Origin of the sequence: Candidatus Njordibacter sp. Uisw_058 (assembly GCF_047730065.1) — a bacterium.
In the GTDB taxonomy this organism is placed as follows: domain Bacteria; phylum Pseudomonadota; class Gammaproteobacteria; order Pseudomonadales; family Balneatricaceae; genus Njordibacter.
Genome location: NZ_CP159829.1, coordinates 1328955 through 1346463 on the forward strand (window position 1 = coordinate 1328955; position 17509 = coordinate 1346463).

Annotated in this window: 18 protein-coding genes and 2 pseudogenes; 16 read left to right on the top strand and 4 right to left on the bottom strand. The window is 44.1% G+C overall.

From position 1 onward, the window contains the following. The first annotated feature begins 220 nt into the window (after positions 1 to 220). Positions 221 to 1891: a nitrite/sulfite reductase gene (locus tag ABXT59_RS06145; protein ID WP_443638324.1), complete on the top strand. Its 1671-nt coding sequence runs from the start codon at positions 221 to 223 to the stop codon at positions 1889 to 1891. Further along, a complete protein-coding gene (locus tag ABXT59_RS06150) occupies positions 1863 to 2288 on the top strand; it encodes a DUF934 domain-containing protein (RefSeq protein ID WP_443638325.1) in 426 nt (141 codons plus the stop codon). Before ABXT59_RS06145 ends, ABXT59_RS06150 begins: the two co-directional genes overlap by 29 nt. 246 nt (positions 2289 to 2534) lie before the next feature. Here the strand turns inward: ABXT59_RS06150 and ABXT59_RS06155 are convergent. Continuing rightward, positions 2535 to 2678: pseudogene (locus ABXT59_RS06155) on the bottom strand (cold-shock protein); the annotation flags it as partial. Positions 2679 to 3002: 324 nt separating this feature from the next. Between ABXT59_RS06155 and ABXT59_RS06160 the strand changes: the two are divergent. Next, on the top strand, positions 3003 to 3626 hold the full coding sequence (locus ABXT59_RS06160; RefSeq protein ID WP_443638326.1) for a LysE family translocator: 624 nt from the start codon (positions 3003 to 3005) through the stop codon (positions 3624 to 3626). Here the strand turns inward: ABXT59_RS06160 and ABXT59_RS06165 are convergent. After that, entirely contained in the window at positions 3615 to 4481 is an 867-nt protein-coding gene (locus ABXT59_RS06165; RefSeq protein ID WP_443638327.1) for a LysR substrate-binding domain-containing protein, read from the bottom strand. The two genes, ABXT59_RS06160 and ABXT59_RS06165, sit on opposite strands and share 12 nt — an antisense overlap. 121 nt (positions 4482 to 4602) lie before the next feature. Here ABXT59_RS06165 and ABXT59_RS06170 point away from each other — a divergent pair, with 121 nt between their 5' ends. From ABXT59_RS06170 to ABXT59_RS06210, 9 genes and pseudogenes are all read left to right on the top strand, one after another. Next, positions 4603 to 4746, top strand: a complete 144-nt coding sequence (locus ABXT59_RS06170) for a hypothetical protein (RefSeq protein WP_443638328.1) — start codon at positions 4603 to 4605, stop codon at positions 4744 to 4746. Positions 4747 to 4771: 25 nt separating this feature from the next. After that, on the top strand, positions 4772 to 5977 hold the full coding sequence (locus ABXT59_RS06175) for an aromatic ring-hydroxylating oxygenase subunit alpha (protein ID WP_443638329.1): 1206 nt from the start codon (positions 4772 to 4774) through the stop codon (positions 5975 to 5977). A gap of 4 nt (positions 5978 to 5981) precedes the next feature. Then, entirely contained in the window at positions 5982 to 7427 is a 1446-nt protein-coding gene (locus ABXT59_RS06180; protein WP_443638330.1) for an aldehyde dehydrogenase family protein, read from the top strand. Between the two features lie 10 nt (positions 7428 to 7437). After that, positions 7438 to 7626: pseudogene (locus ABXT59_RS06185) on the top strand (rubredoxin); the annotation flags it as partial. Continuing rightward, positions 7624 to 8853 (top strand): FAD-dependent oxidoreductase, encoded by a 1230-nt coding sequence (locus ABXT59_RS06190; protein WP_443638566.1) that lies wholly within the window; start codon positions 7624 to 7626, stop codon positions 8851 to 8853. The pseudogene ABXT59_RS06185 and the gene ABXT59_RS06190, both read left to right, overlap by 3 nt. A gap of 161 nt (positions 8854 to 9014) precedes the next feature. Then, positions 9015 to 10409 carry an ATP-dependent RNA helicase DbpA gene (gene dbpA, locus ABXT59_RS06195; RefSeq protein WP_443638331.1) on the top strand — a complete coding sequence of 465 codons (1395 nt, stop codon included), beginning with the start codon at positions 9015 to 9017 and terminating at the stop codon, positions 10407 to 10409. 1 nt (position 10410) lies between these two features. Further along, entirely contained in the window at positions 10411 to 10791 is a 381-nt protein-coding gene (locus tag ABXT59_RS06200; RefSeq protein ID WP_443638332.1) for a hypothetical protein, read from the top strand. Between the two features lie 140 nt (positions 10792 to 10931). After that, entirely contained in the window at positions 10932 to 11291 is a 360-nt protein-coding gene (locus ABXT59_RS06205; protein ID WP_443638333.1) for a zinc ribbon domain-containing protein YjdM, read from the top strand. Positions 11292 to 11468: 177 nt separating this feature from the next. Then, the gene (locus ABXT59_RS06210; protein ID WP_443638334.1) at positions 11469 to 12371 is read left to right on the top strand and encodes an alpha/beta hydrolase; all 903 of its coding nucleotides are present in this window, start codon (positions 11469 to 11471) and stop codon (positions 12369 to 12371) included. 91 nt (positions 12372 to 12462) lie between these two features. On the opposite strand, the gene ABXT59_RS06215 is transcribed toward ABXT59_RS06210, so the two are convergent. Next, the gene (locus tag ABXT59_RS06215) at positions 12463 to 13077 is read right to left on the bottom strand and encodes a YigZ family protein (RefSeq protein WP_443638335.1); all 615 of its coding nucleotides are present in this window, start codon (positions 13075 to 13077) and stop codon (positions 12463 to 12465) included. Between the two features lie 112 nt (positions 13078 to 13189). Here ABXT59_RS06215 and tcdA point away from each other — a divergent pair, with 112 nt between their 5' ends. The 3 genes from tcdA (at position 13190) to ABXT59_RS06230 (ending at position 16599) form a co-directional block, all read left to right on the top strand. Beyond that, positions 13190 to 13990, top strand: a complete 801-nt coding sequence (gene tcdA, locus ABXT59_RS06220) for a tRNA cyclic N6-threonylcarbamoyladenosine(37) synthase TcdA (protein ID WP_443638336.1) — start codon at positions 13190 to 13192, stop codon at positions 13988 to 13990. A gap of 9 nt (positions 13991 to 13999) precedes the next feature. After that, positions 14000 to 15748: a bifunctional isocitrate dehydrogenase kinase/phosphatase gene (gene aceK / locus ABXT59_RS06225; RefSeq protein ID WP_443638337.1), complete on the top strand. Its 1749-nt coding sequence runs from the start codon at positions 14000 to 14002 to the stop codon at positions 15746 to 15748. Positions 15749 to 15837: 89 nt separating this feature from the next. Beyond that, positions 15838 to 16599 (top strand): GNAT family N-acetyltransferase, encoded by a 762-nt coding sequence (locus tag ABXT59_RS06230; RefSeq protein WP_443638338.1) that lies wholly within the window; start codon positions 15838 to 15840, stop codon positions 16597 to 16599. 55 nt (positions 16600 to 16654) lie between these two features. Here ABXT59_RS06230 and ABXT59_RS06235 read toward each other — a convergent pair whose 3' ends face one another. Further along, entirely contained in the window at positions 16655 to 16858 is a 204-nt protein-coding gene (locus tag ABXT59_RS06235; protein WP_443638339.1) for a DUF1289 domain-containing protein, read from the bottom strand. A gap of 120 nt (positions 16859 to 16978) precedes the next feature. On the opposite strand from ABXT59_RS06235, the gene ABXT59_RS06240 reads away from it, so the two are divergent. After that, positions 16979 to 17500, top strand: a complete 522-nt coding sequence (locus ABXT59_RS06240; protein ID WP_443638340.1) for a hypothetical protein — start codon at positions 16979 to 16981, stop codon at positions 17498 to 17500. Positions 17501 to 17509 lie beyond the last annotated feature (9 nt).

The window sequence follows — 17509 nt, forward strand, 5'->3', positions numbered from 1 at the left end:
TTCGTACCCAAAGCAACTTGGCGCAGGCAAATTTTGCCTTCATTAACCGAGACCAATTATAGCCTACAAGTTACATCAAAACGCCGTTCAGGCGCATTAATTTACAATAATTCTATATTCTAATTAGATATAAGTAAATCATCTTTAAGTATTTTAGGTTATAAATAGATTAGGCTATGATGACTCGCATAACATCCGAAAAGCAAATTAGGATAGTGACATGTACGCCTACAACAAATTTGATCAAACCCTCGTAGATCAGCGAGTGGAACAGTATCGTGACCAAACACGTCGTTATCTAGCAGGAGAAATTCCGGAAGAAGAATTTCGGGTTTTAAGACTTATGAATGGGCTCTACATTCAGCGTCTTGCTCCCATGCTGCGCGTGGCTATTCCATACGGGCTCATGAAAAGTGATCAATTACGCATGCTTGCCCAAATCTCAAGAACCTACGATAAAGGTTATGGCCATTTTACCACGCGACAGAATATGCAATTTAACTGGCCAACCTTAGAGTCTGTGCCTGACATTTTAGCTGACCTAGCTAAAGTACAGATGCATGCGATCCAAACCAGTGGTGCGTGTATTCGAAACACTACAACAGACCCATTTGCGGGTGTCAGTGCTGACGAGATAGAGGACACTCGCCCTTGGTGTGAACTCATTCGCCAGTGGAGTACCTTGCACCCAGAGTTTGCCTATTTACCCAGGAAATTCAAAATAGCGGTTTCCGGTTCCAGTAGCGACAGAGCCGCTTCCCAAGTGCATGATGTTGGTTTACATTTGTATCGCAATGAAGTGGGTGACATGGGTTTTGAAGTTTTGGTAGGTGGTGGTTTAGGGCGCACACCAGTGATAGGGAAGACGTTGCGTAAATTTCTTGAACCGCAAGAACTTTTAACCTATTTAGACGCAGTTTTGAGGGTGTATAACCTCAACGGTCGTCGGGACAATAAATACAAAGCGCGTATTAAGATATTAGTTAACGCCTTGGGTGTTGACGTGTTTGGAGCGATGGTTGAGGCCGAATGGCAGCTAATAAAGGGCCAAGAATTACGTTTACCTGAAGCTGAGATTGAGCGAGTGAAAGGCTTTTTTAAAGCCCCAGACTATCTATCGGCCATGCATGCCAGTCGTGATTTGAATGACACTTTTGCAGAACACTCCCAGTTTGCCGCATGGTATAAACAAAACACGCGAGACCATAAGCAGGAAGGTTATCGCATTATTATTGTAGCGCTTAAAAATCAGTTGCAAGCCCCAGGCGACGTTAACCACCAACAAATGGATGGCATTGCCGCCTTGGCTGATGAGTTTAGTTTTTCTGAATTACGTTCGACCCATGATCAAAATCTAGTGTTAGCAGATGTTGCTCAGCGTGACTTATTCGCCTTGTGGTTAAAATTACAAGATTTAGGTATGGCCCGTGCCAACGTCGGTACCTTAACCGATATGATTAACTGTCCGGGGCTTGATTTTTGTAGTTTAGCTAATGCTGAAACCCTCATACTGTCGCGGCAAGTCAATGAAACCTTCGACGATATGGATTATCTCTATGGCCTTGGCGAAATTCAGCTAAAAATATCTGGCTGTATCAATGCGTGTGGCCATCATCACGTTGGGCATATTGGCATTTTGGGTGTTGAAAAAGGTGGTAAGCAAGTCTACCAATTTACTTTGGGTGGCTCTGCTTCTAATGATGCAAGTTTGGGCAAGACCTTGGGTCGTTCGATCGAACAAGATCAGGTGGTGGTGGTAATTGGTCAAATATTAGACGTTTACGTAGAGCAGCGTCAAACGGATGAAACATTTTTGCAAGTGATACGTCGTGTTGGCTTTGCACCATTTAAGGAGCGTGTTTATGGCACTCATCAAAGATCAGCGGCTTAGTTTTAGCCATGCTGCAACGCCAGAAATAAGGTTTGCTGATTGGCTAAGTGGTGGCATAGCAGCAGGTGATGCTGTTCTAGCTAACGGTGCAGATGACTTGCCAAGTTTGTTAGCCCATGCTGAAAAATTGTCCATGATTGCTATTGAGTTTGACACCTTTGCCGATGGCCGAGGGTTTAGTATGGCCCGCATGTTGCGTCGCCAAGGTTATACAGGAGAAATTAGAGCGGTTGGTGATGTGGCGATGGACCGCATTGACTTTATGCAGCGGGCAGGTTTTAACGCCTTTGAATTGCGAGATGATCAGGATGCTCTGCAAGCCCTTCAAAAAATAGGTGAGGTATCAGTGCACTTCCAACCCAGTGCAGATGGCAAAGGTCCAGCATACATGATGTAAACACCATCACTGTGTAGCCCTTAAATCCAGCTAATTAATTGAACCATAGTTAAATTATATCTGAAGCATAACTGAACAAAAGTTAAAACCTAGTTAAAGCTTTAAATGTGGTAGATGAAGTGTCTTATAAAGCCTCTTTATAATGCTTAAAATAATGCTTAAAAAGCGACTTTTTGGGGTCTATGTTGGTCTTACATTCTCAGCTTGCAGGCCTTTTTCACCTTCAGTAATAGTAAATTCCACTTACTGGCCTTGTTCTAGGCTTTTATAACCATCTTTGACGATGGCACTGAAGTGCACAAACACGTCTCCACCACTAGGCTGCTCTATAAAACCAAAACCTTTTGTGTCGTTGAAAAACTTTACAGTGCCGGTGATAACTTCTGACATGGGTGTTCCCTTTGATGGTTCAAAAATTAGCCACTTACCTACCCACAACTCTTAGCTGAGTGTGACTAAAAGAGTTTATATCTGCTTTTCTGATCAGGCCATTGGCCCTCTAAAAAGGCCCCACATAGGCCCCGCATAGGCCCTACATAGGCCCTACATAGCCCCTAACTAGGCCCTTGAAAGGTGTTCAAAAGCCTAAACTATTAATCGCGCATACTAACTCTGCAAGGAACAGGGGTCAATTGTGAATTTGTTGTCATTATCTGCTGCAGATCGGGTAACATGCGACGGGTAAAATTAGTTAATTGGTTGTTAGGTGGGGCAATGACAGTGGAGTTTTCGTTAGCCTATTTTGTGGCTGTGTTTGTATTTTCGATTACTCCTGGGCCTGGAGTTTTTGCACTTATCGCTAAAGCGTTGAAACAAGGTGGGAATGCCTGTTGGGGTTTAGCCATCGGCATGACAATGAGCGATATCGTCTATTTACTGCTAGTGGTGTGGGGTCTGGCTTACATTGCTAACGAATATCAATTGATCTTTGTTCTCATTCGGTGGTGTGGCGCAGCCTACTTATTTTACCTCGCTTGGCAGATATGGCACGCCCCTATTGTATTAAGTGGGAACGCTGCCGTTAAGACCCGTTCTAAAGGCGTAGGTTTTATTTTGAGTTATGCAGAAGGCATGCTCATATCAGCCACTAACCCGAAAGTGATGCTATTTTACATTGCCTTTTTACCCACCTTTGTCGATTTGACAGTGTTAACCAACCAAGATGTCATTTGGGTTGTCGGTCTTAATTTTATGGCTTTGATGCTGGGTTTGATGCTCATCGCTTTTGGTGCTAGCAAAGCCCGGAAATTATTTAGCCAACATAAATCAGTACAAAGGCTCAATCGATCTACGGCCGGTCTTATGGCCACCGCTGGCATGCTTATCCTAACTAGATGATTGCTCTAGGCCAGTGTAAAGGTATTCGTAAAGCCGTTTTGTGGCATCTGTTTGATTGCTTTGGTCATGCTTGAAGACCAACTTTACGTGGCCCAACCGAGGACTGTTTTCGATTTTCAGGTGACTATGCAAACCTTGCGGCACAGTACTTTGAGCCAGGGCACTAATGCCTAACCCTGCTTCAATAGCAGCTTGAATGCCGAGTAGGCTAGACGAGCTATAGGCGATCCGCCAGGCAATGCCAGCCGCATTGAGTTTGCTGATTATTTGTTGTCGGTACCGGCATCCAATAGGGTAGACCACCAGAGGTATAGGTTGTTGGTCAAACCAGTCAAAATGGCCGTTAGTGACCCATACGATGGTTTCATGAAATTCGTCCTCCGTATTAGGTTGCAGAGTTTCTTCTAAACTATCTGTCGCCAAAACTAGGTCGTAATGCCCTTGTTGGAAATCTTTTAATAAGGTCACACTCAAATCACAATTTACTTCTAAACTGACTTCAGGGTGGGCTTGTCCAAATTGGCTCAATAATCGGGGTAAAAAAGACACTTCAAAGTCATTAGGTATACCCAACCGCACCTGCCCAGAAATGCGACTTTTCGCTAAACGGGTCACCGCACTGTCATTGATATCTAACATTCGTCTGGCAAAACCAAGTAAGACCTCACCTTCTTCAGTGACTTGAAGACCATTGTTTCTTTGAAACACCCTAATACTTAACAAGTCTTCCAATCGCTTTACTTGTAGGCTGATGGCAGGTTGGGAGCGTCCTAAGAGTGCACCCGCTAGGGTAAAGCCGCCTAAGTCGACAATGGTAGTGAAGGTGCGTAATAGTTCGGTAGGAATATTTTTCATGGGTAAATTATAAAACAAACTTATAATGAATAAAAAGTTATTAAAATATTAAATATTTTACGGTTTAATAAAGCTTCCAAGCACGGCATACTCCAGAGCACGTAATGTACAGATTTTAATCATGTCTTTAGCCATCAAAATTTCACCACTACTTAATGTGCTAGTGGCCTTTGATAAAGTAGTAACGAATGAGAGCTCTGCTGAGTCAGTGGTTAAGTTGTTTGTGCATAAAACTCTTTTCATGCAAAGTGTGGCTATCGTTTGATTGACGTCAATTTTAGGATCCTAACATGGACATCTTAGACCGTATTCCACTCACTAGCCTTGAAAACATCATGCTGCCCATTGAAGATGCGAGTGGCCTTCCTAACGCTCTTTACCATGACCCAGATATGCTAGCCGAAGAGCGAGACCGTATTTTGGGTAAGACATGGTCTGGCATTGGTTTTGCTGGGGATTTATCTACTTTAGGATACGTTAAACCGATTACGTTTATGGGCTTACCATTGGTCATTGTGCGTGGTCAAGATGATGTGATTCGGGTGTTTCATAATGTCTGTAGTCACCGTGGAATGATACTGATCAATACAGCAGGTCCAGTGCAAGGCAATATTCGGTGTCCTTATCACTCATGGACCTATGATTTAACAGGGCAACTTAAAGGCACTCCCCACTTGGGTGGTGTCGGGGTGCATAAACTGGATAGCTTTAACTGTGAACAACACGGCATGAAGCAGTTGTCTAGTTCGGTTTGGTTTGACATCGTGTTTGTAAACCTTGATGGACAGGCTCAACCGTTTGAGCAGTTTATTGCACCAGTGATGGCCCGTTGGCAGCCTTTTTTAGGTGATTCTGGTTATGCCCGTATGCGCAGAGAGGATCCAGTGGGAGACCAGTTACAAGGCGCTTTTACCTTGAATGTGGCTTGTAACTGGAAATTAGCCGTAGAAAATTACTGTGAAAGCTATCATTTGCCATGGATTCATCCCAAGCTTAACGTATATTCTCGTATTCAAGATCATTACCACATTATGTTTGCCAATGAATTTGCAGGTCAAGGCACCAATGTATACAACTTAGCTGATTCTGCAGGAACACAGTTGCCGGTGTTTCCAGAATGGCAGACAGAGCGCATGAAAGAAGCGGAATACATTACCGTATTTCCTAATGTGCTCTTGGGTATCCAAGCTGACCACACGTTTGCGATTGTATTAGAACCCATTACACATAGTCAGACAGTCGAACACGTGCGCTTAATGTATGTGGGTGATGAGTCTATAGGGGAAACTTTTAAGGGCTGTCGAGACGCAACTTTAAAGGCTTGGAAAGAAGTGTTTGGTGAAGACATAGGTGTAGTAGAGGGCATGCAACGGGGTCGTGCTTCGCCTGGATTTAAAGGGGGCAAGTTCTCTCCCATATTAGATAATCCGACACATTACTTTCACCAATGGGCTGCCAAACGTTTAATTGTAAGCACACAATCAACAAGGAATTAAAGTGATGAATCAGTTGCAGCAGGGCGTGACTCACCGGACTAATTTTATTAACGGACAGTGGGTGGATAGTGAACAGTGCATTGAGGTAGAAAATCCTGCAACTGGAGAGCTCATTGGGACCATAGCCTGTGCCACTTCCCAGCAGGTCGATGAAGCGGTGAGTGCCGCTCGCCAATGTCATGAGCTAAGACTTATGGCAGATATGGCTCCCTACGAACGGATGCAATTGTTACATGCTATTGCAGCCCAAATTAGGGCCCTTGCCAAGCAGGGTGGGGAATTATTGTGCCTAGAAAATGGCAAACCTTTGAGTAAAGCGGAGTGGGAATTCGAGGAGGCAGCGCGTTACTTTGAATATTATGCAGGCATGGCTGATAAGATTGAAGGTAAGTCTATTCCCTTAGGGGAAGGGTTAGTAGACTTTACCGAGTATGAACCATTCGGTGTGTCCGCTCAGGTGATTCCATGGAACTTCCCTGTGTCGTTAGTGGCTCGATCATTAGCGCCTGCCTTGGCGGCAGGTAACAGTGTCGTCATCAAGTCTCCCGAATTAACACCCTTGGCCGTGTCGTTGCTTGCAGAAGCCATAGTTAAGGCCAAAGTGCCTCCCGGAGCGGTGAACATAATATGTGGTTATGGCCACGAGGCGGGTGCAGCGCTTGTGTCTCATGGTGATATCGATCAAATTGTATTTACAGGCTCTGTCGCCACGGGTCAGTCTATCATGCAAGCGGCCACCGAATATGTGGTGCCTTGTGTCATGGAGTTGGGTGGAAAGTCTGCAGGTGTGGTATTTGCAGATGCTGACTTAGATCAAGTCATTACCAGCGCTGAAGTGGGAAATTTATTTAATTCTGGACAGGTTTGTTCGGCCATGTCTAGGCTCATTGTACATGAGAGCATTTATGATGAAGTTAAGCAGCGTTTAGTGACTTCTTTTGCTGCCAAATCTGTTGGATCAGGCAAAGATGAAGCCGATGTAACCCCCATTCTAACGCAAGCGCAGTTGGATAAAATTGTGGCCATGTGTGCGGGTGCTAAAGCACAGGGTGCTAAGTGTTTAATCGGAGGTGAAGCCCTACTTAGGACAGGGTATTTTATGCCCCCTACTATTATTGAGGCTGCCGTAGATACAGAAATAGCGCAGCAAGAAGTATTTGGACCCGTATTGGTGTTAATGAAATTTGACAGTGAGCAGCAAGCCTACGCCATGGCCAATGGCACTGATTTTGGTTTGGTGGCGGGCGTATTTACTCAAAATGTAAGTTTAGCCTTGCGCGCCAGTCGGGCCTTAGTTGCCGGTCAGGTATTTGTTAATGAGTGGTTTGCTGGTGGTATTAGTACACCTTTTGGTGGTGTGGGAAAATCTGGATTTGGACGTGAAAAAGGTCAAGAAGCTTTGTATAATTACGTCCGCACCAAAAACATCGCCATTCGCTTAACCCCTTAGAGAATTATGTATGTCAATTCATGACGAATCTGCGCCCTATAAAAAATGGCTGTGTATTATTTGTGGTTTTATTTATGACGAAGCCCTTGGCTGGCCCCATGATGGTATAGAACCGGGCACTCGTTGGGATGATGTGCCAGATGATTGGTTATGCCCAGATTGTCTGGTAGGCAAAGAAGATTTTGAAATGATTGAAATGCCTGCAGAGCCTATTCAGTCAGGAGCTAATGCCACGGCAGCGACGTTAGTGCTGGAGGCCACTGAAAAGCCTCAAGGCCCTATTGTTATAATAGGTTCAGGCTATGCCGGCTATAATCTTGCAGAAACCATTGTGAAACTCAATGCCCAGTTAGAGGTGGTGGTGTTAACCCAAGACCAAGGCATGCATTATTCTAAGCCAGCCCTATCGACGGGCTTAGCTATGCAAGAGACTGCTAAGGACCTAGTGGTGGAGTTGCCCCTCGATAGAGCCCACCGTTTGAAAATTCGCATTATTACCCACTGCACGGTTGAACGGATCGACTCTAAGGCACAAATATTGTTCACCAATATAGGCCAGCAACCCTATGGTCAGTTAGTTTTAGCTCAAGGTGCGGAAGCGATTAAGATACCTTTTGAAGGTAATGCAAGCGCAGACGTTATTAGCGTCAATAGCTTAGAAGATTATGCGCATTATCGGCACCGTCTTGAAGGTAAAGAACGGGTATTATTGATTGGTAATGGCCTCATTGGGTGCGAATTTGCTAATGATCTAGCGTCAGTGGGTAAACAGGTACATGTGGTCGGTTTAACGTCGTGGCCCATGGATCGTTTGATCCCCCATCCTGTGGGCTTGCGGTTGCAAAAGGCGCTCTCTAGCATGGGTGTAAACTGGTACTTGAATAACACCATTAAGACCATTAATTACACGGACCCAAACCAACCGCAAAAAGGTTACTTAGTCACTCTCAATAATGATGAACTAATACAAGTGGACATTATTGTCTCTGCGGTAGGCTTGCAGGCGCGCACAAAATTAGCCATCAACAGTGGTATTACTTGTGGGGTGGGCATCAAAACAGATGCCCGACTAATGACGAATGTGCCACATATCTATGCTTTAGGTGATTGTGTAGAGTTCAATGGTCAGTTGCAGCCCTATATTGCACCGATTTACTGGGGTATCCAAGCTTTATCGCAGACATTAACCGGTACCTCCACAGAGGTGAATTACCCCTTAATGACCGTTGTTGTCAAGACACCCGCTTGCCCCATCACGCTGTTACCGCCGCCCTTAGGACAGTTAGGCGAATGGCAATTACAACAAACTGAAGCAGGCATCAGTGCGCGTTTTAAAAATGAAGCAGGCAGAGTTTGTGGGTTTGTTTTACAAGGAGACCAGATAGACCAACGCCGCCAGTTGTTAGAGGAAATGTTAAACAACTAAGCAGGCATAATTCTGTTAGAATAGCGTCCCCTGCGATTGATTAGACTATGTTCCAATCTTGAACGAGCGCACTGCAAACACATAAGTGGTTTTTAATATTGCTGCAGTTTAATGCAGCCACGCATTTATAGTTGCCTGCTGTTCCAAAACATAATACGAGAATGCCTTTGTCACGCTACGATTTTTCCAGTTTAGGATTGAATTCTGCCTTAGTCGATAATCTTTCCAGCCTAGGGTATGCAGAAATGACGCCCATTCAGGCGCAAGCTTTACCATCAATTTTATCCAATAAGGATGTCATTGCTAAGGCCAAAACAGGGTCTGGTAAAACGGCAACCTTTGCTTTGGGTTTATTAAATAAACTTGAGGTAAAACGGTTTCGAGTGCAAACCTTGGTATTGTGCCCCACCCGTGAGTTAGCAGATCAAGTGGCAGTAGAAATACGCAAACTAGCCCGTGGTATTCATAATATTAAAGTGCTCACTTTGTGCGGTGGCATGGCTTTTGGGCCGCAAGTTGGTTCGTTGGAGCATGGCGCCCATATTGTTGTAGGTACGCCGGGCCGAGTAGAAGAACACCTGCGTAAAGCCAATCTAAATCTTGATAATCTCACCACTTTAGTATTAGACGAGGCTGATAGAATGCTGGATATGGGTTTTCAGCAGGCCCTTGATGACATTATTAGTTACATGCCTAAACAGCGCCAAACTCTTCTATTTAGTGCAACCTACCCGCCTAAAATAGAACACACTGCAAATCGAATCATGCAGTCTCCGATCATGGTCGAAGTGCAGGATAGCCATAGCAAAAAAAGCATCATTCAAAACCTCTATGAGGTTGAAAATGATGATGCCCGTATCGAGGCTGTTAGACTTTTATTACAAGCTCATCAACCTGAATCGACGCTCATTTTTTGCAATACTAAGATTGAAACTGACCAAGTGGCTAATGAGTTGCGCGGGGTGGGCTATGAAGCTTTAGCCTTGCATGGTGATTTAGAACAAAAGCAACGGGACCAAACCTTAGTGCGTTTTTCAAATCGCAGTGCCTCAATATTGGTGGCCACCGATGTGGCTGCGCGGGGTTTAGATATTGAAGCCTTGGATCTTGTTATTAATTATCAGATTGCCCGTGAATTGGAAGTTCATACCCATCGTATTGGCCGCACAGGCAGGGCTGGTGCACAGGGCATTGCCTGTACGTTGTATACCCAAAAAGAAAACCACAAAATTGGGTTGCTAGAAGACTACCTCAAACAAAAGCTGGAGCGTGATGATTTGCCACCTCTATCATTATTGCGCCAACCCGCATTTTTTGCCCCCATGATCACCCTTCAAATTGGTGGTGGGAAAAAGCAAAAGGTGAGGGCGGGTGATATCGTCGGAGCGTTAACTGGAGATGAGGGTGTGCCTGCCTCAGAGATTGGTAAAATACAGGTGGGTGACCAATGGGCTTATGTAGCAGTCACCCAAGCCCATGGTAAAACAGCCTTTAATCGCCTCAGTGAAGGTAAGATTAAGGGCCGTAGTTTTAAAATAAGACGCTTACGAGGTTAGCATGAGTTTAAATTTATTATTGCGAATCAATAGTGGCTTTTGGCTAACTTTGGGTTTAGTAATGTTACTCAAAACTGATGTGGTGAACTTGTGGATTGGCACTGAAAAAACCATGTTGATTCATTCCATTGGTATTATTTTAGTCGTTAATGGCATGATTCTTTTAGTGACATCCTTACGCCAACAGATAAAACCTCATGAGGTTATGTTTTTTGTACTTGGTGACTATGGTTGGTCCTTACTGATTATTGTATTAATCAGTTTAGGGGCAGTGATCGTCGATCCATTGGGCATTAGACTCACCTTTGTGTTAGCTCTGTTGTCGGCTATTTTGGGAGCATTTCAATTTAGGCACTACAAGCAACTTAAAGGCCGAGCTTAGTGATTCATGTTCTTGTCTAAAAATAACAAGCGTAGCTCAGACCTCTTGGTAAATAAGCGCCTTGCTTGCTGGAGCAATATCACTGAGCTTTCGTGTTAAGCTTGAGGGTTAAAATAGGCTGGCTTTAAAAGAGATTATTTATGTCTGATTTACCTCACTGCCCCAAGTGTAACTCTGAATACACTTACCAAGACGCGGGCCAGTACATGTGCCCAGAATGTGCCCATGAGTGGTCAGCAAGGGCCTCTGAGGATGCCTCTGAGGGTAGTGGTGAGCATTTAGATGGCAAACAAATTCATGACAGTAATGGCAACCTTTTACAGGATGGCGACACCGTTACGGTCATTAAAGACCTTAAAGTCAAAGGCTCCTCACTAGTGGTAAAAGTAGGCACTAAGGTTAAAGGTATTCGTTTAGTTGATGGTGACCATGACATCGATTGCAAAATCCCAGGAGTTGGGGCCATGAAATTAAAGTCTCAGTTTGTTAAAAAGCAATAACCCCTGACCCACCTAGCTTATATCGTCGGTTTAGGTTTCAAAAAGCCAAAATATAGAGTCATCAAAATGCATTTATGGGTAATCGTTGCACTCACTTTTGTGCATCTTGGTTAACTAAAGGGGTAGTCACAGACGATCACAATTTTAGTAACTGTGGGTAAAAAAGGAAGCATTAAAATGTTTGTTGAAAAAGAATTTAACTCCCAAGGGTCTATTCTTCGGGGCCGTTGGTATGCTGCTTCGGAAGCATCTCTGTCACCGTGCATTGTCATGTGTCATGGCACTTCAGCAACGATTTCCATGTGTCTTGCAGACTATGCCACTGAATTTCAAAACAAAGGCATCAATGTTTTTGTTTATGACCATGCGGGTTTTGGTCGCAGCGATGGTAAGACACCGCAGACTATCAATCCTTGGCTTCAAGGGCGAGGTATTGCTGATGCTGTGACCTTTTTGAAATCTGAAAATCAGTTACATAATGGGAAAATTATTTTGTGGGGTGATAGCTTTGCTGGCATGCTTGTGTTGGTTGCAAGTGCTCTTATTGAAGGTTTAGCGGGGGTGGTTTGCTTTGCTGCCACTTGCGGACTAAGCACCCTAGAAGTACAGAACGCAGGAAAAAGTTTAAACATACTTAAACACACCTTTGATCAGGGTGAGTTTGAAAAACTGGACGATCTTTCGCGCGAAGGGCCCATGGCAGTGGTGTCTTCTGACCAACAGACAAACCCCTCTTTACTCACACCCATTCAAGCCTTTCGTTGGTTTATAGATCAAGGAGGTCAGTGGAACACTGGTTGGAAAAATAGCATAACTCGAGTTATTCCCAAGACTGAAGTCGCCTTTTCACCGTTTATTACCGCCCCATTTATCGAAGTTCCTGTATTAATGATGACGGGTAAGGAAGACGAAATGCCGCACATCAAACGTGAGGTGCAGTTAGAGATATTTGACTGCATTAAATCCAAAAAACAGTTTTATGAAATTGATGGTGGCCATTTTGGGGCTCTTTACCCTCATACACCATTATTTTATGAGGCCATAAGTGTGCAGCATGCCTTTATTAAGTCAATTACCTAAGATTTTTGAACGATATTAATTTTACTTTAGTCACTTTATGATGGTCACTGTAGTTTAGTCGCTTTATTGCAGTCACTTTAACCATCAGGCTTTAATTGCGTTGGGTGCTCACCTTTACTGAGGTGAGGGCGGCTATATCGGCCCTAAGAGCGCTTAATTGCAGACTTGGCACAGTGACGTTAAGGCTTAATGAGTCGCTATAATGCCTTTGATTTATACGGGCATCATGCTTTTTACAAAGGTATTCGAGTTGTCCACTGAGGTCATAATGGCACTCGATGTGCAGCTCAGTTAAACTTTGCTTTAATGTAGTTGGGCATTGTTCCACCACCTGTTTGACAGCTTCACCATAGGCCTTCACTAAACCACCAGTGCCAAGTTTAATGCCACCGAAATAACGACATACCACCACGCTCACTTCACCAATACCGCAATGACTCAGTACTTGGAGCATGGGTTTGCCGGCTGTGCCAGACGGTTCACCTGCATCACTTAAACCCCAATAAGTACTATTGTCTGGTGCTGCAGCCACCACAGCCCAACAATGATGATTAGCGTCAGGGTATTTTCTGCGCATGTCATTTAAATGAATATCACATTCGTCGCGCCCATTGGCATGACGTAAATTGGCAATAAAGCGACTGTTTTTGATGGTTAGGGTCAACTCTAACTCTTGGTCCTTTAGTTGTGGAATTTGGTAGCTCAAATTAGACCTTAAATTATCAGTTAAATATGCTTTAAAACCCGCAGTCTTCTGGTTGTATATGGTCCCAAGCAGGTACAATGGACGGAAGCTTAACAGACATGTAATTGAATTAATGACTCAAGCACAACAAGGTTTTGATGGTGTCGAAAGATTATACGGAGCAGACAGCTACAAGGCCATCCGTAAGGCACATATTTGTGTGGTTGGCATTGGCGGTGTGGGTTCTTGGGTAGCTGAGGCATTGGCGCGTTCTGGAGTTGGTCAAATCACGCTAATCGATATGGATGATGTCGCTACATCGAATATTAACCGTCAATTAGTGGCGCTACTATCAACCGTCGACCAAGTAAAAATAGAGGTCATGGCAGACCGAATTAAAGATATTAATCCTTCATGTCAGGTTAATTTAATTGAAGAATTTGTGGGTGAAAACAACCTAGAAGCTTGCTTAAATCGAGATTATGACTACGTCATCGATGCCTGTGATTCCATTAAGGCCAAAGCCATGATGGTATCTTGGTGCAAACATCGGCGTGTTCCCATTATCACTATTGGGGGCGCTGGAGGACAGCGCGACCCAAGCAAAGTTAAAATAGTGGATCTAGCCATGACTAAAGTGGATCCCTTGGCGGCTAAATTAAGATCAGTTTTACGCAGCCAATATGGGTTTAGTAAAAATCTTAAAAGTAGATTTAGGATTGAGTGCGTATGTTCATCTGAACAGCTGCATTATCCGCAGCCTGATGGGAGTGTCGATTGGGCTAAAAGTGCAAATGTGGCAGGGGCTAAAATGGATTGCAGTCGAGGCTTTGGGGCGGTCAGCTTTGTTACTGGTACCTTTGCATTTATTACTGTGGCCCGCGTGTTAGACAAGATTGTTGCTAAGCATCAGCGTCTCGAAAATGAAAAATAAGGAATTTTTATGCCACTAAGTAGGGCACAAGCCGCTAACATTGCACATATTATGGATGCAGGCTTTACCGAGTACCGTAGTCAATTTGAGCACATATCATCTGGCGCTAAGCAACGTTTTGAGCAGGCGTTGTGGCAACAGGTTCAAGCCATTGGCATGCGACGCATCGATCTTTATGGTGAAATGGTGACAGAGGTCACAAAAAGGCTTGATATATTTCGTAGTGCTGAAAATTTGGGGCAAGAAAAGGCTCGAGAATGGGTTGCTGTTAAACTTGAATTTGAAAAATTAACCCCCCAACGCACGGACCCAGAGCTAGCTGAAACCTTTTATAACTCTATTTTCTGTCGTACCTTTCGCCACCGTGCTTTGCGTGAACACCGCATGTTTCTATTTAGTTCAACAGAGCAAGCACCCAAGGTATTGGCTCAAGATATGTACCGACAATACGATGCTAGTCAAGGTGTGGTGAGCATGGTCAATGAAATTCTGGAGGATTACAAATTTAGTGTGCCTTACGCTAATAAACGCCTTGATGTCATTAACTTAGTACGCATTATCAAACACAATACTGACTTTCGCATGGCCATTGGTGCCCAAACACGGGTACAAATTCTAAAGTCTATTTTTTACCGCAACAAAGGGGCCTATCTAGTAGGGCAATTAGTCAATCCAAGTCACTCTCAGCCGTTTATTATTCCTTTATTGAACGATGAAACCCAAGGCATTTACACCGACACGTTAATTACAGACCCAGACGATGTGAGTATTATTTTTAGTTTCACCCGCTCTTATTTCATGGTGGAAACCCCAGTGCCTGCAGAGTTTGTGGGCTTTTTACAGCAAATCCTGCCGGCCAAACCCTTAGCTGAAATTTATACTAACATTGGGTTTTATAAACATGGAAAATCAGTATTTATGCGAGACTACCTGCATCACATGGATGATTCTGATGATCAGTTTATTATAGCTCCAGGCATCAAAGGTATGGTCATGAGTGTATTTACCTTACCCTCATTAGACATTGTGTTTAAAATCATTAAGGATAAATTTGCCCCGCCAAAAGCGATGAGCAAAGCGGTGGTAAAAGAAAAGTACCGTTTGGTAAAAGTCCATGACCGGGTGGGTCGTATGGCAGATACCCAAGAATTTAAACACTTTGCTTTTGCCAAACACCGTTTTTCGCAAGAATTAATTGATGAGTTGTTTGCTGTAGCACCCAGCATGATCCACATTGTTGACGAATACGTAGTCATAGAACAGTTATATGTAGAACGTCGCATGATCCCTCTCAACATCTATATCGATACCGCCAGTGATGAACAACTGTACGATGTCATTGATGAATATGGCAACGCCATCAAACAACTAGCCGCCGCTAATATTTTTCCTGGCGACATGTTATTTAAAAACTTTGGTGTGACCCGTCATGGCCGTGTCGTTTTTTATGACTACGATGAAATTTGTTACCTGACCGAATGTAACTTTCGCAAAATCCCAGAGGCCATGTATCCAGAACAAGAGTTGGCTAGTGAACCATGGTATTCAGTAGGACCCTACGATGTTTTTCCAGAAGAGTTCCACGTCTTTTTAGCAGGTCGACCCCGCATAGCCAAGATATTTCGCCAAATACACAGTGATATTTTTGATGCTAATTACTGGCAGTCTTTGCAGCGAGATATTGTAGATGGGCAGGTGAAAGACGTATTCCCCTATCGACGTAATAAACGTTTTCTCTCATCAAAAGCGTCGGTTTGAGCGAGACAGTAGCGGCTGTAAACGATTTTTATTGCCATTAATATAGTTTTTAATACCAGTAAATATTCAGTCTATTAAGGAGTCGCACTATGCACAAACCAGCAGGCTATGAAGACATTTTCCCGCGACCACTTTCTGGTCATAGTGTTAGCCTCCCACCACCCGCTTTGTTACCCTCAAGGGCTGAGTTGGTGGGTCGTGAAGTGGTGTTAGAGCCACAAAACGCGCTACTCCATGCTGAGCAACTCTATATTGCAGGTCATGAGTCACCAGAAGCCTTGGCCATTTGGGATTACCTCACCTATGGGCCATGGCCTAATGTGGATGCCTATAAAGAAGTATTACGCTCTCAATCTGCCAGCACTGACCCCATATTCTACGCTATCCGCTCAAAGCAATCGGGCAGGGCATGTGGTCAAGCGAGTTTTTTAGACAACAATGCGCAACATGGAGTGACCGAAATTGGACACATATGGTTCGCGCCAGAGTTGCAAAGAACACGGGCTGCAACGGAGGCCCTGTTTTTGATGTTAAGTCACGCTTTTGATGATTTGAATTATCGACGCATGCAGTGGCGCTGTAATTCACTCAACCAAAAATCTAGAACGGCGGCCAGACGTTTGGGGTTTAGGTTTGAGGGTGTTTTTTATAATCACCTCATTTTTAAAGGTAAAAACAGAGACACAGCTTGGTACTCTATTCTGGATACTGAGTGGCCAGAGGTGCGTTCGATTATTGAGCACTGGCTGGGGCATGACAATTTTGATGCAATAGGAAGTCCATTAACTTCGCTTGCCCAAAACATGCAGACCCGCACTAATCCAAAGCGCAACAGTGATGACTTGAATTAGGTTTAATCTGGTTTTTGAATTGTCGACACCAAGTCTTTACCCGATTAATGTGAGTTTAAGGATTGTCTTTTCTAAGTTGCACCTGGGCCAAGGCGTGTAACTTTTCTTCTTTACTCATGATCATCCAGTTTCTCACTTCATCTTGGTTGCGGTAACAGCCTTTACACACCAATTCGTCACTCTTAAATTGGCATACTTTGATGCAAGGCGAGGCAATACTGAGGTCAATGTTACGGCTTTGGCGAGGTCGGCGGCGCATAATCGATGTCTGGCTAATAGTTAGTAAGTAAGGTGCTTATTATGGCCCTAGAAAGGCGCTTAGGAAAGACCTCTGTGTTAGAATGCGGGTTGATTTTATGGGCTTCAGGTTTATGGCATTATGTTAGGTCGGATTGGTTTTTTCTGGGGTGCGATTGGGGTCGTTGGATTACTGCTAACCTCTGTGGTGCGCTTGTCTAATATTGCACTAGAGTTCCTACATTACCCCGCCCAAACTTGGCATTATGTGGTGTTGTCCGTGTGGGTTGTGTTTATGGCTTACTCAGAGGGTTACAAAGGTTTTCAGCAGGCCTTTTCGCCCCGTGTTGCGGCTCGTTTGCTTTGGTTGCAAAACAACCCCAAACCTTGGTTGGTGTTATTGGCACCTTTGTTCGCTATGGGTTTTGTCTATGCCTCCACCAAACGCTCTCTTATTTCGTTTACTATTTTAATAATGGCTGCGGTATTTATTTTTATCGCCCTAAATTTACCGCAACCTTGGCGTCCCATTTTAGACGCAGGCGTGGTGATTGGTTTATTGTGGGGCGCTGTGGCCACGGGCTGGCAGATTTATGCCGTCATGCGCGCAGGAACGAGTCTAATTGATCCAGATTTACCCCGTTCAGCCCACTCACATGCATAGGACACGATA

Bases quoted from the DNA above. Each gene is read 5' to 3' on its own strand.
- ABXT59_RS06230 (WP_443638338.1), top strand. From the start codon at position 15,838: ATGCACAAACCAGCAGGCTATGAAGACATTTTCCCGCGACCACTTTCT.
- ABXT59_RS06190 (WP_443638566.1), top strand. From the start codon at position 7,624: ATGCCTGCAGAGCCTATTCAGTCAGGAGCTAATGCCACGGCAGCGACG.
- dbpA (WP_443638331.1), top strand. From the start codon at position 9,015: ATGCCTTTGTCACGCTACGATTTTTCCAGTTTAGGATTGAATTCTGCC.
- ABXT59_RS06180 (WP_443638330.1), top strand. From the start codon at position 5,982: ATGAATCAGTTGCAGCAGGGCGTGACTCACCGGACTAATTTTATTAAC.
- ABXT59_RS06150 (WP_443638325.1), top strand. From the start codon at position 1,863: ATGGCACTCATCAAAGATCAGCGGCTTAGTTTTAGCCATGCTGCAACG.
- tcdA (WP_443638336.1), top strand. From the start codon at position 13,190: ATGACTCAAGCACAACAAGGTTTTGATGGTGTCGAAAGATTATACGGA.
- ABXT59_RS06145 (WP_443638324.1), top strand. From the start codon at position 221: ATGTACGCCTACAACAAATTTGATCAAACCCTCGTAGATCAGCGAGTG.
- ABXT59_RS06165 (WP_443638327.1), bottom strand. From the start codon at position 4,481: ATGAAAAATATTCCTACCGAACTATTACGCACCTTCACTACCATTGTC.
- ABXT59_RS06210 (WP_443638334.1), top strand. From the start codon at position 11,469: ATGTTTGTTGAAAAAGAATTTAACTCCCAAGGGTCTATTCTTCGGGGC.
- aceK (WP_443638337.1), top strand. From the start codon at position 14,000: ATGCCACTAAGTAGGGCACAAGCCGCTAACATTGCACATATTATGGAT.
- ABXT59_RS06240 (WP_443638340.1), top strand. From the start codon at position 16,979: ATGTTAGGTCGGATTGGTTTTTTCTGGGGTGCGATTGGGGTCGTTGGA.
- ABXT59_RS06160 (WP_443638326.1), top strand. From the start codon at position 3,003: ATGACAGTGGAGTTTTCGTTAGCCTATTTTGTGGCTGTGTTTGTATTT.
- ABXT59_RS06235 (WP_443638339.1), bottom strand. From the start codon at position 16,858: ATGCGCCGCCGACCTCGCCAAAGCCGTAACATTGACCTCAGTATTGCC.
- ABXT59_RS06170 (WP_443638328.1), top strand. From the start codon at position 4,603: ATGTCTTTAGCCATCAAAATTTCACCACTACTTAATGTGCTAGTGGCC.
- ABXT59_RS06205 (WP_443638333.1), top strand. From the start codon at position 10,932: ATGTCTGATTTACCTCACTGCCCCAAGTGTAACTCTGAATACACTTAC.
- ABXT59_RS06175 (WP_443638329.1), top strand. From the start codon at position 4,772: ATGGACATCTTAGACCGTATTCCACTCACTAGCCTTGAAAACATCATG.
- ABXT59_RS06200 (WP_443638332.1), top strand. From the start codon at position 10,411: ATGAGTTTAAATTTATTATTGCGAATCAATAGTGGCTTTTGGCTAACT.